The 15,305-nt window shown below is 70.3% G+C and carries 10 protein-coding genes and 1 tRNA gene; 4 read left to right on the top strand and 7 right to left on the bottom strand.

All coding sequences use genetic code 11. The features are described from left to right. Positions 1-343 precede the first annotated feature (343 nt). Together ACIBH4_RS26365 and ACIBH4_RS26360 are read right to left on the bottom strand one after the other, a co-directional pair. Positions 344-432: transfer RNA gene (locus ACIBH4_RS26365), tRNA-Ser, on the bottom strand. A 120-nt stretch (positions 433-552) separates the two neighbouring features. Next, a complete protein-coding gene (locus ACIBH4_RS26360) occupies positions 553-3,060 on the bottom strand; it encodes an AAA family ATPase (protein WP_399172992.1) in 2,508 nt (835 codons plus the stop codon). Positions 3,061-3,177: 117 nt separating this feature from the next. Here ACIBH4_RS26360 and ACIBH4_RS26355 point away from each other — a divergent pair, with 117 nt between their 5' ends. Continuing rightward, positions 3,178-4,134, top strand: a complete 957-nt coding sequence (locus ACIBH4_RS26355; protein WP_362768653.1) for an NAD(P)H-quinone oxidoreductase — start codon at positions 3,178-3,180, stop codon at positions 4,132-4,134. Positions 4,135-4,138: 4 nt separating this feature from the next. Beyond that, positions 4,139-4,654: a bacterial proteasome activator family protein gene (locus tag ACIBH4_RS26350; protein WP_362768655.1), complete on the top strand. Its 516-nt coding sequence runs from the start codon at positions 4,139-4,141 to the stop codon at positions 4,652-4,654. Between the two features lie 86 nt (positions 4,655-4,740). Here the strand turns inward: ACIBH4_RS26350 and ACIBH4_RS26345 are convergent, their stop codons facing one another. Then, positions 4,741-5,559 (bottom strand): HAD family hydrolase, encoded by an 819-nt coding sequence (locus ACIBH4_RS26345; RefSeq protein ID WP_362513545.1) that lies wholly within the window; start codon positions 5,557-5,559, stop codon positions 4,741-4,743. Between the two features lie 251 nt (positions 5,560-5,810). Between ACIBH4_RS26345 and ACIBH4_RS26340 the strand changes: the two genes are divergently transcribed. Further along, positions 5,811-6,014, top strand: coding sequence for a cold-shock protein (locus ACIBH4_RS26340; protein ID WP_012886943.1), 204 nt, complete (start codon positions 5,811-5,813; stop codon positions 6,012-6,014). A gap of 603 nt (positions 6,015-6,617) precedes the next feature. Here ACIBH4_RS26340 and serS read toward each other — a convergent pair. The 3 genes from serS to ACIBH4_RS26325 form a co-directional block, all read right to left on the bottom strand. Continuing rightward, complete coding sequence (gene serS, locus ACIBH4_RS26335; RefSeq protein ID WP_362513541.1) at positions 6,618-7,880, bottom strand: serine--tRNA ligase; 1,263 nt, start codon at positions 7,878-7,880, stop codon at positions 6,618-6,620. Positions 7,881-8,246: 366 nt separating this feature from the next. Continuing rightward, positions 8,247-9,167, bottom strand: a complete 921-nt coding sequence (gene pheA, locus ACIBH4_RS26330; protein ID WP_362513538.1) for a prephenate dehydratase — start codon at positions 9,165-9,167, stop codon at positions 8,247-8,249. Positions 9,168-9,474: 307 nt separating this feature from the next. Beyond that, entirely contained in the window at positions 9,475-11,004 is a 1,530-nt protein-coding gene (locus ACIBH4_RS26325) for a glycosyltransferase 87 family protein (protein ID WP_362768657.1), read from the bottom strand. A gap of 121 nt (positions 11,005-11,125) precedes the next feature. Between ACIBH4_RS26325 and ACIBH4_RS26320 the strand changes: the two genes are divergently transcribed. Next, positions 11,126-13,681, top strand: a complete 2,556-nt coding sequence (locus ACIBH4_RS26320) for a hypothetical protein (RefSeq protein ID WP_362768660.1) — start codon at positions 11,126-11,128, stop codon at positions 13,679-13,681. Here ACIBH4_RS26320 and mptB read toward each other — a convergent pair. Further along, positions 13,563-15,035 carry a polyprenol phosphomannose-dependent alpha 1,6 mannosyltransferase MptB gene (mptB, locus tag ACIBH4_RS26315; RefSeq protein WP_362768663.1) on the bottom strand — a complete coding sequence of 491 codons (1,473 nt, stop codon included), beginning with the start codon at positions 15,033-15,035 and terminating at the stop codon, positions 13,563-13,565. The two genes, ACIBH4_RS26320 and mptB, sit on opposite strands and share 119 nt — an antisense overlap. Positions 15,036-15,305 lie beyond the last annotated feature (270 nt).

Below are 15,305 nucleotides of genomic sequence, written 5' to 3'. Positions count from 1 at the left end.
CCCCCACAGACGACCGGGTGAACGCGTCCACCCGGCAGCCCGGCGCGATCACCGCCCTGAGACGTCTGCGAACCGAACTGCACGAACACCGGATCTGTTCGGAGATCTCCTACATCGCCAATCGCAGGATCGACGACGCATTGGCCGCATGATCGATCACGCATGGAAGAGGCTCCGGAACCCTCGGAGCCTCTTCTGCTTTCCCGGCTCGTCTTGCGCGAATGCGACCGACATCATTCCGCGAACACCGGCTCAGTGCCGCATACGGCTGCGTGCCCTGGAAACGATCAACGGCGCCTGCTCCAAGGAAAGTCCCTGGTCAGACGCCGTTTTCCGAGCTGGGCGGAGAGCGTGGGATTCGAACCCACGAGACCGGTCACCCGGCCTAGCGGTTTTCAAGACCGCCGCCATCGTCCACTAGGCGAGCTCTCCTGGTGACACGTCCGAAGAACGTGTCAGATTGCACCCTAGTCTCTCATTGGCCCGAGCGTGCCCGGACCCGGCAGGCGCCGTGGCTCCGATCTGGAGTCGTGGCGCCCGCCGGTGTGTGGATCAGGGCTGAGGACCGGCGAAACCGTCGCCGACCGAGGCGGCCAGGCGGAGGTAGGACTCGCGGGTGCCGGCCTGGAGCCTTTCCAGGTCGATCTCCGCGCCCTCCTCGAGGTGCGGGTCGTAGGGGACGCGGACGACGGCGCGGCAGCGGGCCGCGAAGTGGGCTTCCAGGCGGTCGAGGTCGACGGTCGACTTCGAGCGCGGGCGGACGCTGCACAGCACCACGGTCGCGGAGCGTACGAGCTCCTCGTAGTGGTGGGCCTCCAGCCAGTCGAGAGTCGCCGAGGCGGCGCGGGCGCCGTCCACGGAGGGGGAGCTGACCAAGACGAGCTGGTCGGCCAGTCCGAGCACACCGGACATGGCCGAGTGGAGCAGGCCGGTGCCGCAGTCGGTGATGCAGATCGAGTAGAAGTTCTCCAAAACCTGGGAGACCGACTGGTAGTCGGCCGCGCTGAAGGCCTCGGAGACCGACGGGTCCCGGTCGGAGGCGAGGATCTCCAGGCGCGACGGGGCCTGGGAGGTGAAGGCCCGGATGTCGACGTACCTCTTGATCTGCTGACGCTCGTTCAGCAGGTCGCGGACGGTCGCGGAGGTTTCGAGTTCGACCTTGTCCGACAGGGTGCCGCGGTCGGGGTTGGCGTCGACCGCGATGACCCGGTCGCCGCGTACCTGGGCCAGGGTGGCGCCGAGGCCGACCGTGGTCGTGGTCTTGCCGACACCGCCCTTGAGGCTGAGTACGGCGACACGGTGGTGGCCGGTGGCCACCGGGGTGCGCGCGCGGCCGACCAGCTCTCTGCGGCGGCGGACCTCCGGGGACTCGCCCGGCTTGATCAGCCCTGCCGACGCCTTGTAGACGAGTTTCCGCCAGCCGCCGGCGGGCGCGTTGCGGCGGCCCCTCAGCAGCGACTCCGGATCCAGGCTGTCGGCGGACGGCCGGGGAGCCGTGCCCGGAGGCTGCTGCCTGGCCGGTGCGCCGAAGGCGGGTGCCGGGGCCGTCTGGCGGCGGCGTGCCTGGTACGGCTCCCGAGCCGGTTCCGCCGCGTCCCGACCGGGTGCGAAAGGGTTCTCCCGTTCCGCCGTGTCTCGGCTGGATGCGAAGGGATTCTCCCGCTCCGCCGCCTCCCGGCCGGGTGCGAAAGGGTTCTCCCGTTCCGTCGTATCCCGACCGCGCTCCTGGGGTGAAGGGGTCTCCCGTTCGGGGGCGGGGGGCGCCTCCCGGCCCGGCGAGAAGGCCGTGGGGCCGGAGAAGGCGGCGAAACCGGAGGAGCCGGAGGAAGAAGGCGACGGTGAGCTGGAACGCTCCGTGTCGAATGAGCCGAACGAACCGAAGGCTCCGGAGGAACCGGGGGCGTCACCGAAGGCGCCCGAGGTGGACTTCGAGCCGAAGGCACCCGCCGTGGAGGGGCGCTCCGGCGACGCGGCCGGTTCCGGCCTGTCGGTGCCGAAGGATTCGGATGCCTGGAACGACTCCGACTCAGGCTCGGAACCGGGCGGAGGAACGGGCGCGAAGCGATCCGGAGCGGGTTCGAAACGCTCGGGCGCCTGCCTGGACGACGGCGACTCCTTCGCCGCCGACGTCACCGTGGAGTCGAAGGATCCGAAGGGCTCGAAGCTCGTACGGTCGCGGTCGTGCTCGGCGCCGGTGGAGGGGAAGTGGTCGGCCTCTGCGGCACCTGACGGGAATCGGTCGCCACCGTCGGACGAACCAGACGTACCGGATGGGCCTGATGCACCGGACGAACCGGATGTGCCGGATCCAGTGGTGCCGGAGGTGCCGGACGGGGACCGGTCGGCCTCGGTGGTTCCGGCGGAGAGATCTCCGCTGGTCGAGGAGAAGTCCTTGTCCCCCGAGGCGGGGCGCGTGTCGCCGCTTCCGAAGGAGAAGCGGTCGGAGTCGGTGCCGCCGAACTCCTTACTGCCGAAGGTGAACCGCTCGGTGTCCGAGGAGGACGGTCTGAGCGGCTCCAGGTCGGAGGGCTCCGCCGAGGCGGGAGCGGAAGCGGGGCCGGCCGGCTCCGCCGGACGCTGGGGTTGCTCGAACAACCCGCGGGACGGCTCCTGGGCGGGCGCCGCGAACGGGGTGCGGATGTGCGGCTCGGTGAAGTCGCCGACGCCGTACTCGCCGGTGTCGGCCGGCTCCTGGCGCGGCAGAGGCTTGAGCGGCTCGAGAAAACCGTCGTTGTCCTGCTTGCCGGACGCCGGGGCGGGCACGGTGAACGACGTCACCGTGTCGGAGGCCTCCATCCACTCGGCCGCGTCGGCGTCCTCCACCGGCGGGTCGGTGTCCGGGTGGGCCGAGTCGACAGCCGCACGGAACAGCGGCGAGGACGTCGTGTCGGGCTCGGTCGGGACCAGACTCCAGGGATCCTTCGGGTACGGCGAGACGACGGCGTCGTCCACCGCGGTGGCCTTCACCGCCAGGGCGGGCGCCTCCTCCTCTTGCTCCTTGATGGCATCCAGCCACGCGAGCTGTTCCTCGAGAGATTCCTCACGATCGTGTCTTGCCACCGTGTTCCCCCTCGGGATGGGCATAAAAGGGCAGCAAACACATAGCAGGTTAACGCCCTGTGTTCATGTCAACGCGTGCAACCACCAAGTTGGGGCTCAGCGGATACCTTTTCTCACATGCGCGCCATCGTGATCGATAAACCAGGCGGACCGGAAGTTCTGACGTGGCGGGAGGTTCCCGACCCGCTACCCGAACGTGGCGAAGTCATCATCGACGTGACCGCCTCCGCGGTCAACAGGGCCGACGCGCTCCAGCGTCAGGGCTTCTATGATCCGCCCCCCGGCGCCTCACCGTACCCGGGTATGGAGTGCTCCGGCGTGGTCGGTGCGGTGGGGCAGGACGTGGAGGGGTTCGCGCCGGGTGACCGGGTGTGCGCGCTGCTCAGCGGAGGTGGGTACGCGGAGAAGGTCGCCGCGCCCTGGCAGCAGGTCATGCGGGTGCCGGAGGGCGTCGACCTGGTCGAGGCCGCCGGGCTGCCCGAGGTGGCCTGCACGGTCTGGTCCAACGTTTTCATGACCGCGCGCCTGCGGAAGGGCGAGACCCTCCTCGTGCACGGCGGTGCCAGCGGGATCGGCACGATGGCCATACAGCTGGCGAAGGCGTTCGGCTCGCGCGTGGTGGTCACCGCCGGGTCCCCCGAGAAGATCGAGCGCTGCCTGGAGCTGGGAGCCGACGAGGGGATCGACTACCGGCGGGAGGACTTCTCGGAGAAGGTCAAGGCCGACGTGGTCCTCGACATCATGGGCGGCAGGTATCTTCCGGGAAACATCAAGGTTCTCAAGACAGGGGGGCGGCTGGTCGTGATCGGCCTGCAGGGCGGCGCGAAGGGCGACCTGAACCTGGGGGCCCTGCTCGCGAAGCGGGCCTCGGTGTACGGCACCACGCTGCGCTCCCGGCCCGTCGACGAGAAGGGGGTCATCGTGCGCGGGGTCGTCGACAACGTCTGGCCCCTGCTCGACGCCGGGGCGATCCGGCCGGTGGTGCACGCCCGGGTGCCGATGAGGGAGGCGGCCGAGGCTCACCGCATCCTGGAGTCTGGAGAACACGTCGGGAAAATCCTGCTAGTAAGTTGAGGTTATGAACGCTGAGGAGAGCACTCCGCACATCGTGGTCGTGGGTCCCCAGGGCTCCAAGGGGGAGGAGGAGGGCGAGAGCAGGTCCATCGCCGACCTCGTCGAGCAGCCCGCCAAGGTGATGCGCATCGGCAGCATGATCCGTCAGCTCCTTGAGGAGGTCCGGGCGGCTCCTCTGGACGAGGCCAGCCGCAAGCGGCTCAAGGAGATTCACGAGAGTTCCATCAAGGAGCTCGAAGACGGTCTGGCGCCCGAGTTGGTCGAGGAGCTGGAACGGCTCTCGCTGCCGTTCACCGAGGACGTCAACGGCAGCCCGCCCAGCGAGGCTGAGCTCCGGGTCGCCCACGCGCAGCTGGTCGGCTGGCTTGAGGGACTTTTCCACGGCATACAGACCACCTTGTTCGCCCAGCAGATGGCGGCTCGCGCCCAGCTGGAGAACATGCGCAGGGCTCTGCCCGGCGGCATGTCCCTACAGCAGCAGGAGGGAGGACCCGCGGGTAACGCGGGCCCCTACCTGTAGAAGGCCCGCGATCCGGCGAGAGCACGGCGAGAGCCGGGGCGACCGCCACCCGCGGAGCCTTCACGGGACGCCTTCACGGGACGCCTTCATGGGATGCCTTCATGGGGGTCGCGAAGCCCGTCACCCTTGTAGAGCTCCTCAAGAACTCCGGCGACCCCGTCGTCGTTGTTGGCCGCGGTCACGTGATCGACCGCGGCCAGCACCTCCGGGTGGGCGTTGGCGACGGCGTACGAGGTGCCGGCCCACCTGAGCATCGGCAGATCATTGGGCATGTCGCCAAAGGCGACCACCTCTTCGGCCACGACGCCGAGCGTCATAGCGAGATGGGCCAGTGCCGATGCCTTCGTCACACCGTGCGCGCTCATCTCTATCAGTGCCCGACCGCTGGAATGGGTGGGGGTGACAAGGTCACCGACCAGCCCGTAAACCGCCTCATGGAGGATGTCGGGGTCCATTCTGGGGTGCAGCGCTAGAAGCTTGGCGCAGGGCCGCGAGGTAAGTGCGTCCGTTCCGACGCGGCGTCCGACGACCGTCTTGCTGTCCCATCTTCCGAGACGGAAGTCCGATTCGTGGGCGAATCCGCCCTCGTATTCCACGGAGAAGGCGAGGTCGGGCACCTTTTCACGGAGGCGTCTCACCACCTCTTCGAGCACGTCCGGGTGGATGAGGTGGGATTTGACGATCTGCTCGCTGTGCAGGTCGTAGACGAGGGCTCCGTTGGCGCATATGGCCAGCCCACGACGGCGTACGGCCCCCGCGACCATGCTCATCCAGCGGGGTGGCCTGCCGGTCACGAAGACCAGCGTGGCCCCGGCGTTCTCCACAAGCGCAAAAGCGGCGGCCGTGCGGGGAGAGACGGTACCGTCCGAGCGCAGAGCGGTGCCATCGAGGTCTGTGGCGACCAACCTGGGGCTTTGCATAACACGTCCCAGTCTGCACTGTGATGGCCGGTCTGTCGGCCCCGGGATCCGGTCCGAGGAATCTTCCTCATGGCGGGAACACGCCCGCGCCGGATAGTGTTAGATGTGATGGCGTTGTATTAGCTGAATCCCGTTGTGAAAACCAGTTTGACTGAGCCACCCCGGGGCCCGCTGTACGACACATGGGGTTCATGAGGTGTGAATCCCAAAGTTTCAAATCCTGAGGGAGAGCTTTAATGGCTCAGGGAACCGTCAAGTGGTTCAACGCTGAAAAGGGCTTCGGCTTCATCGCACCGGACGGCGGTGCACCGGACGTGTTCGTGCACTTCTCCGAGATCCAGGGCAACGGCTACCGTAGCCTCGAAGACGGCCAGCGGGTCGAGTTCGAGATCACCCAGGGCCAGAAGGGCCCGCAGGCCTCGCAGGTCCGCGCCGTCTGACGCATAGACCTCTTGGTTGAACCGGGAAGGCGGGGTTCGCTTCTGGCGAACCCCGCCTTCTTCGTTTCCGGACCACCGGAGTCACCGGAGTCATCCGGACCACCCAGCACATCCGGGGTAGTTCGCGGCACCCGGACCATTCGGATCCTCCGGGTTCCCCATGAAGAAGCGACACCTCGGACCCTCCGGCCCTGAGAGCGATCGTGAGGGCTTCGGCCACGGTGCTGCGCGGTTTCCCTCCGACGATCATTTCCCGCCCTCTCGCGGGCCTGAGAACGCGCCGGACGCCGATGGCGCCGCCGAGGCGGGGGCGCATCCCTACCTACCTCTCGGCCGGGCGGACGCGAGACGACCACAAAGGTGCGGGCGGGCGCGAGGAGACCATGGAAGCGCGGACGGGCTCGGGGGCGGCCACGAAGACACGGGACCGACCGCAAGACCATCGGAGACCGCGAAAGCGGTGGAAGATCCAGGCTTTCAACGGGGTCCACCGACCCGTCGCGGGCAAGCCGGGGCCGCGAAAGCGGTGGAAGGTCCGGGCCGAACGCGAAGAAGGCCCCGCCGTGGGCGGGGCCTTTCGCGAACTTCGCCGCGAGCGGCGGGTTACTTGACGGGTTCGAGCACGTCGAGGCCGACGTACGGGCGCAGGGCCTTGGGGAGCACGACGGAGCCGTCGGCCTGCTGGTGGTTCTCCAGGATGGCGACGATCCAGCGGGTGGTGGCCAGCGTGCCGTTCAGGGTGGCCACATGCTGGGGCTTGCCACCGGAGTCACGGAAGCGAACGCCGAGACGGCGGGCCTGGAAGTCGGTGCAGTTGGAGGTCGAGGTGAGCTCGCGGTAGCTGCCCTGGCTGGGCACCCACGCCTCGCAGTCGAACTTCCGCGCGGCCGAGGACCCCAGATCTCCGGCCGCGGTGTCGATCACCCGGTAGGGCAGCTCGACCTTGGCCAGCATCTCCTTCTCCCAGGCGAGCAGACGCAGGTGCTCGGCGTGGGCGTCCTCGGGGCGGACATAGGAGAACATCTCCACCTTGTCGAACTGGTGAACCCGGATGATGCCCCGGGTGTCCTTGCCGTACGAGCCCGCCTCGCGGCGGAAGCAGGAGGACCATCCCGCGTAGCGGTACGGGAGCGCGGAGCCGTCGAGGATCTCGTCGCCGTGGTAGGCCGCCATCGGCACCTCGCTCGTGCCGACCAGGAACAGGTCGTCGTCGGGCAGGTGGTAGACCTCGCTGGCGTGGGCGCCGAGAAAACCGGTGCCCTTCATCGACTCCGGCTTGACCAGCACTGGCGTGATCATCGGGACGAAGCCGGCCTCGATCGCCTGCTGCATCGCCATGTTGAGCAGCCCGAGCTGCAGCCTGGCGCCGACACCCTTCAGGAAGAAGAACCGCGAGCCGGAGACCTTCGCGCCACGCTCCATGTCGATCGCGCCGAGGATCTCTCCCAGCTCCAGGTGATCCTTGGGCTCGAAGTCGAAGGATGGCTTCTCGCCGATCTCCTCCAGCACGACGTAGTCGTCCTCGCCGCCGGCGGGAGCCCCCTCCTCCACGAGGTTGGACACCGTGTAGATCAGCTCGTCGAGTTCGGAGCCGAGCTTCTCCGCCTCGGCCTCGGCGGACTTGACCTGCGCGGAGAGATCCTTCGCCCGCTCCAGCAGGGTCGCCTTCTCCTCACCCGAGGCACGGGAGACCGACTTGCCGATGGTTTTCTGCTCGGCGCGGAGCGTCTCGAAGCGACTCAGCGCGCCGCGCCGCCGCTCGTCGAGGTCGAGCAGCGTGTCGACGACAGAGTCGTCCTCACCGCGGGCACGCTGCGACGCCCGTAGCCGGTCGGGATCCTCACGAAGGGTACGCAGGTCAATCACAGCCACAAGGCTACCGATGTACTGCCTGCACCCGCGCCCGGATTAACCTCCCGCCCTCCGAGGCCGCGGTGGCCCCACGGGGGCGGAACCCACTTTCCCGCCCGGCGGGACACCTTCGGCGGACACCCACCGGTCCCGTTTTCCTTCCTGAGACGCCTTCGTTTCTCCCTGGGACGCCTTCGAGCGGGCACACCGGCCCTGTTTCCCGTCCGGCGGGACACCTTCGGTAGGCACCCCCGGCCCGCTCCCCTCTGACGCGCCTCCGGCGAGCACCCGCCGGATCCGTTCCCCTCTCGGGGGCACCTTCGGCGGGCACTCTCCGGCTCCCGCCCGGGGACCGGCGCCGACTCGCGGGCCGGGTGACGGTCAGACCTGACCGTTGCGGATCCTGCCGAGCCAACTGGCGGCCTCGGTGAAGTCGCTGTCGTTCGTACCACGCTTGATCTGCGGGAAGAGACCGTCGGCACGCGGGTAGCTGCCCAGGAAGCGCACCTCGGCGGAGACCCGGTGGAGACCCGAGATCGCCTCTCCGACCCGAGCGTCGGCGACGTGGCCCTCGAAGTCGAAGTGGAAGAAGTAGCGGCCGATACCGTCGCCGGTGGGCCGCGACTCGATGCGGGACAGGTTGACGCCGCGGACGGAGAACTCGGTCAGCATCTCCAGCAGCGCGCCCGGGTGGTCGTCGGCGAGGAAGACGACCAGGGAGGTGCGGTCGGCGCCGGTCGGCTCCGGCAGCGGTCCGGGACGCGACACCTGGACGAACCGGGTGACGGTGTCGGTGCGGTCGCCGATCCCGGACGCGAGCTCGACCAGGCCGTAGTGCTCTCCGGCGATGCGCGCGGCGATGGCCGCGTCGTACGGCGAGCCGGGCAGCGCGACCTCCTGCGCCGCGGCGGCGGTCGACGGGGCGGCGACCACCACGGCGTCGGGCAGCTCGCGGGCGATGAAGTTGCGGCACTGGGTGATGGCCGCCGGGTGGGTGAAGACCCTCTTGATGTGGCCGATCTCGGTATCGGGACGCGCCAGGAGCGAGAATTCGACGGGAAGCAGCAGCTCGGCGGTGATGAGCAGCGCCTCACCTCGGGCGAGCTCGTCGAGGGTCGTGGTGATCGCGCCTTCGAGCGAGTTCTCCATCGGGACGACGGCTCCGTCTGCCTCGCCGCGCCGTACGGCCTCAAGGGCCGCGGTGACGTTCGGGCTCGGCAGGCGCTCGGCCTCAGGCGCCAGGATGCGCAGGGCTTCCTCGGTGAAGGTCCCCTCCGGTCCCAGGTAAGCGAGTTTCGGCATGGCCCCAGGGTATCCGGCGACTGTCAGAAAATGTGCGCAGGATTACATACCGATACGACCGACTCCTATCCGATCAATCGAAGTCGTCCCACGTCAGAGGTCGTTTTCTCGTCGATCTTCCCCTCGACGGCCACCGTGCGCCGGAGCCCTTCCCGCTCGGGCCCTCCTTCACGCCCGTCCTGAGCCGCTCCAGCCCGGACCGCACCCTTAGAAGCTCCCGCCCAGGGCTCGCCCCTTGAGTCTTCCGTCCGGGAACCGCTCCCGCTCGATCCCCTCGACGGTCACCGCGCGCCGGGCCCCCTCCCACTCAGGCCCCTTCGACGGCCGTTTCACGTCCGGGGCCCTCGTCCCTCCCGGGCCGCTCCGCCTCCGGGGCCGTATCCCGCCGGGAGAGCGCCTGGAACGTCGCCCTTCGCCGGGGCAGCCACACTCCCAGCACCCAGACCAGGGCCAGCGCGCCCAGCCCGAATCCGTTCTGCACGATCTTGCCCAGCACCGGGCTGAGCACCGGGATCTCCATCGCCTTGATCGTCACTCCCCACCAGGGGATCGGCAGCACGTAGTAGAGCCAGACCCCGGCGGCCACCCGGAGCCTGACCGGGTCGCGCCCGTCACCGACCAGCGCGCCGAGCACCACGACCACCCAGGCCAGATGGTGGATCCAGGCGACCGGCGAGAGCAGTACGGCCATCAGCCCGACCAGGGCCACCCCACTCACGAGGTGCCCGTCGAGCAGTGCTCTGCGGGCGTGGCGGAAGCCGTACCAGGCGACCACGGCGACCAGCGCCACCCAGAGCAGGCTCGTCAGCACGTCGGGGAGGTAGAGCCGAATGAGCATGCCGCGCATCGACTGGTTGGTGGTCGCCGCGTTGGCACCGAGCCGCTCGGGGTCGAGCAGCGCGCGGAACCAGAAGTCGGCGGCGTCCGCCGGGATCACCAGGAACGGGAGCAGGGTCAGCAGCGCGGCGGTGAGCGCGGCCACGAGGAAGGTCTCTCGATGCTCCCGCCTCGCGCCGGGTCCGAAACCGGCGATGAGAAAGTAGATCAGGAAGACACCCGGGGTGAGCTTGACCGCGGTGGCCAGGCCGATCAGCATGCCGCGCGGCCACAGCGGGCGCCTGGCCACGCAGTCGGCCAGACAGAGCGCGACGAGCAGGATGTCCACCTGGCCGAAGCGGACCTGGTCCCTGATCGGCATCAGGTAGGTACACGCGATCATCAGGGCGGCGAACAGCAGGGGCGTCCACAGCCGGCCCATGGCCGTCCCGCTCGTCCCGCCGAACCCGCCAAATTTACCCAAACCACCCAGTCGGGTGCGTACGCCCCGGAGTTTCCTCTCCGTTCGCGCCGGATCCCCACCGGGCACGCGGGGAGCGGAACCCGGCGAGAGCGGGACCTCGTCCGCCGCTCCAGACGCTCCCGACCTCCCCGGCGCGCCGTCCACCCCGTCGAACACGGCGCGGAAGGAGAGCCAGACGGAGACCCCCAGCGTCAGGAAGATCAACGCCGTCCACGCCCACTGCGCCGTCGTCCACGACACCGCCGCCAGCGGCGTGGCGAACAGCGCCGCCACCGGCGGATAGGTGAAGGGCAGCAACTGCGGCGCGGGCGTGACGAACCCGTAGACGGACCGACCCTCCAGGATCGCCGCTCCGCCGGTACGGTACACATCCAGGTCGACCAGGCGCTGGTCGTCCACATTGCCCAGCCAGTAGAGCACCAGCGGGGCCACCGCGGCGGCGACGAGCAGCAGCGCGGACAGCCACGAGAGCCACGCCGGCCACGACGGCCACGTCCATGGGCGCCGCTCGGTCGTGGTCGCCTCGCCAGTCCTCACGAGCAGGCAGGTTACCGTGGGGGCGGGGAAAAGTGGCCGCCCAACGGGCACGGACAGGGGGAACCGGATGGCTTCGGCGCACAGCGGTCACGGGCGCGCGTGCCCGGCGACCGGGGGACCCGTGACACGACCGGCGTTCCGCCGGGTCGCCGGGACCGTGCCGACCACCGCGTCCCTGCTACTGGCCCTGCTGTCGGTCCTGCTCTGTGTCCTGCTCGGCCTCCCGGGTACTCCGGAGGCCTTTGCCGCCTCCGGTGTTCCCCATGCTCTGGGAGCTCAGGGGGCCTCGGGTGCCTCGGATGCCGGTACGGGCGCCTCGGATGCCGGTACGACGGGCGCCTCGGGTGCCCCCGGGGTTCCGAGGGCCTCCGGTGACGGCATGACGGGCGCCTCGGCGGTGACGCCTCCCGGAAGGGTCGTGATCATCGGGGTGCCCGGCCTGGAGTGGAGCGACCTCGACCGGGAGCGGACCCCGAACCTGTGGAGGCTCGTGGGTGAGGGCGGGTCCGCGTCCATGTCCACCCGGGCGGTCCCGCCGCCCGAGCGGGGGATCACGTGCCCGGCGGCGGGCTGGCTGACGGTGTCGGCCGGCCAGCGCGCGGGCGCTCCCGGTACGGGTTGCGAGCCCCCTCGGGCACCGGAGGCGGCCTCCTACGGCGGGGCGAGCGTGCCCGGCTGGGGCGAGCTGACCGCTTTCAACGCCACCACCTCCTACCGGCCGGTTCTCGGGCAGCTGGGCGGGCTCGCGGCGGAGGCGGGTCTGAAGGTAGCGGCCGTCGGGCCGGGAGCCGCCCTCGCCGCCGCCGACAGATCCGGAAAAATCGGGAAATACGCGGCGAGTGTCGAGGAACTGGGCGACCTGTCCCCGTACGGGCTGATCGTGGTCGAGGCCGACGACCTCGCCAGGGCCTGGACCGGTGACGCCCCCGCCGCGGACGACGCCCCTGCCACGATGACCGCCCAGGCCAGGCGGGAGGCCGCGACCAGGGCCGACCGCGTGGTGGGCGCGGTCCTCGACCGCCTGCCCCCGTCGCTCGCCGACGGCACGACCCCGGCGTCGCCCACGACGAGCACGGCCCCGGAAACCACCGCCCCCGGGGCCTCGGCACCTGAAACCACGATGCCGGGAACCACCGCCCCGGAAACCACGACACCTCAGAACACGGCACCCGGAAGCACGGCCCCCGAAACCGCCGCACCCGGAACGGAGACCACGGTCCTGGTCGCCGGCCTGGCCGACGCCTCGGTCGCGCCTCACCTGCACGTGGCGATCGCCCGGGGGCCGTCCCCCGGCGGGGGAACGTACGCGCGCGGCTACCTCACCGCCGCCTCCACCCGACAGGACGGCCTGGTCACGAACACCGACCTGACCGCCACCGCGATCGGCCTGCTGGGCCTGGAATCCCCCAACGGGGTCGTGGGACGCGCCTGGCAGGGCGGCGAGGCGAGCGAGGAGCCGGTCGCGGCGACGGTCGAGAAGCTCGCCGACGACGACCTGGCGAGCCAGGTGCTGCGCGAGGTGAGGGGGCCGTTCTTCGCGGTGTTCGTGGCGGTGCAGATCCTGTTCTACCTGCTGGCCGCCGTCGCGATCCGCCGGGGCTGGGGCGGCTCTCGTGCCCTGACGGCCATCCAGGTCGTCGCCGTGGTCAGCGGGGCGATCGCGGTCTCCACCTTCCTGGCGCAGCTGATCCCCTGGTGGAGCCTGCCCGCGCCGATGGTCTGGGTGATCGTGACGATCCTCGGTTTCGCCTGCGCGGTCGCCGGGGTGGCGCTCTCCGGACCGTGGCGGGCGCATCCGCTCGGCCCGCTGACGGTGGTCGCCGCCATCACCTCGGTCGCGCTGCTGGCCGACGTGATGACCGGCTCGGCACTTCAGGTGAACGCGGTCACCGGCTACGAGCCGGTCACCGGCGGGCGCTTCTACGGTTTCAGCAACATCGCCTTCGCCGTCTACGCCGCCGGCACGATCCTCGCCCTGGCCGGGATCGCCCAGTGGCTGATCTCAGGTGGCCGTCGGACACTCGCGCTCGCGGTGTGCGCGGCGTACGGAGGGCTGGCGGTGTTCGCCGACGGCTGGCCCGCGTGGGGCGCCGACTTCGGCGGGGTCCCGGCGTTCCTGGTGGGGGTCGCGATCCTCATCATCCTGGTGTCCGGCGGGCGGGTCTCACCGATGAGACTGATCCTGGTCGGCCTGGCGGGCAGCCTGCTGATCGGCGCCATAGCGGCGGTCGACTGGCTGCGGCCCGCCGACCAGCGCACCCACCTGGGTGCCTTCGTGCAGCAGGTGCTGGACGGGGAGGCCTGGACCGTGGTCGGCCGCAAGTTCGGCGCGATGATCGGGGTCACGGTCGGCAACTGGTCGCTGTCGCTGCTCACCCTGGTCGCGCTGGCGTTCCTGTTCCTGGTGCTCGACCGCCCTTCGCGGTGGGGGGCCTCGGCCCTGGGCCGGGCCTACACGCTCGCGCCCGCGCTGCGCGCCGGGCTGATCGGGGCACTGGCCTGCTCACTGATCGGGTTTTTGATGAACGACTCGGGCATCGCGATCCCCGCGATGGCGCTCACGGTCGCGGTGCCGCTGACGCTGGCCGCCTGCGTGCGCGCCGTCCGGCTCTCGCCGCCCACCACACCAGGGCGATCGTCAGTGCCAGCAGCGTCCACGGCACCACCGTCTCCCTGAGCAGGGTCTTGGTCCAGAGCAGGTCATCGGGCCGCACTATCTCCCTGGCCGGGAGGTAGGCGAGCGACAGCACGGCGACCCTGGCCACCATGAACGCCTCCAACACGGGCCAGGACGCCATCGCCAGCAGCGCGAAGGCCAGCCCGTCGTACCAGGGCAGCGCGTACGGGGCGGCGAACAACCAGGCGACCACCATCGCGGCGGCCACGGCCGGCCCCACGGTCTGCGCGGTGTCGGCGGGCAGCGTCCGCAGCACGAGCCAGGCCAGGCAGGCCATCAGGAGCAGGGACCCGATCTGGATCCACGCCGAGTACGCGCCCGGCCCGAAAAGCGACTGGAGCCCCACCTTGACGAGTTGCCAGGGGGTGGCGAGGGAGACCCTCTTACTGGCGGCGCTCACCTGATCGAGCACGTGCGGCCCGGCGACGGCGTAGATCGCCACCACGGTGGCCGTCGCGGTCCCCGCCACCACAGCGAGCCTGCCCGGCGAGCGACGCAACTCCCACGCGGGTCCTAGGGCGACGAGCCCGGCGTTGAGCTTGACCCCGATGCCCACCCCGAGCATCAGCCCTGAGGCGGCGCCGCGCACCGTGAGTGCGGCGACCATGCAGGCGACGGCGAGGGTGTCGACGTGTATCCCGGCGGCGAGGTGATAGATCATCAGCGGGTTCGCCACCCACAGCAGCGCCGCGCGCCGCTGGAGGTTCGCGTCCCCCCTGGCGAAACGGTGCAGCAGCAGCGCCGTACCGATGAACGCCGCCGCGTTGACGACGGCCATCACGAAGACCGTCAGCCTGACCGAGTCACCGCCCACGAGGCTCGCCAGCGCCTGTACGGCGGTGGCGACCGGGCCGTAGACGCTGGTCACACCGGCCCACTCCTCCACCGCGCCGGTGACGGGGTCGCCGGGCAGGGTGGCGGGGGTGATCGCGTACGGGTCCAGGCCGAGCGTGACCAGGCGGCCGTACGCGGCGTAGTTGAGGTGGTCGGCCGAGCCCGAGGGCGGCAGGAAGGCGAGCAGGCCCGACACGGCGCAACCGGCCGCGAGCAGCCAACGCGGGTCGGGTCCCCACCGCGACCTGAGCGCGCCGACGAGTCCGAGCCCGCCCAGTACGATCGCGACGGCGCTCATGGCGATGACCAGATGGGTGCCGGGATGGACGTCCAGCGAGTACGGCGGCTGCCAGGAAGAGCCGGGCAGCCTCGGAACCATGGCCGAGGGGCCGAGCAGTCCGATCAGAACCGTCGTCGCCGCCGAAAGCCCCACGGCTGCGAACGCGGCGATGTCGAGCCCTCGCGGCGTATCGCCGGCGGGGCTCCGCCTCTCGTCGACGACCGACGCATCCCGAGTCACCCGCAAATTCCAGCACACCCGGCGGGGTGCCCGGTTCGGCGCCGGCTTCCAGACCTGCCGACCTGGTCAACCGGGTCCCATGCCTGGAAGCCGGGTTGACCGTGTCCGGAGGTCCGGTGCCGGATCGGCCGGGTGCCAGGTTGGCCGGACGTTCGGTGCCGGATCGGCTGTGTCAGCCGGAGGTCCGGTGCCGGATCGGCCGGGTGCCAGGTTGGCCGGAGGTCCGGTGCCGGGTCGGCTGTGTCAGCCGGACGTTCGGCGCCGGGTCGA

This window comes from Streptosporangium sp. NPDC050284, from assembly GCF_044459525.1.
Lineage (GTDB): Bacteria > Actinomycetota > Actinomycetes > Streptosporangiales > Streptosporangiaceae > Streptosporangium.
Note: the sequence above shows the minus strand (reverse complement) of the source record. Positions and strands in the feature narration are given on the sequence as shown.

Excerpts from the sequence above, each read along its gene's own strand:
- pheA (WP_362513538.1), bottom strand. The coding sequence starts at position 9,167 with ATGCCGAAACTCGCTTACCTGGGACCGGAGGGGACCTTCACCGAGGAA.
- ACIBH4_RS26355 (WP_362768653.1), top strand. The coding sequence starts at position 3,178 with ATGCGCGCCATCGTGATCGATAAACCAGGCGGACCGGAAGTTCTGACG.
- ACIBH4_RS26350 (WP_362768655.1), top strand. The coding sequence starts at position 4,139 with ATGAACGCTGAGGAGAGCACTCCGCACATCGTGGTCGTGGGTCCCCAG.
- ACIBH4_RS26340 (WP_012886943.1), top strand. The coding sequence starts at position 5,811 with ATGGCTCAGGGAACCGTCAAGTGGTTCAACGCTGAAAAGGGCTTCGGC.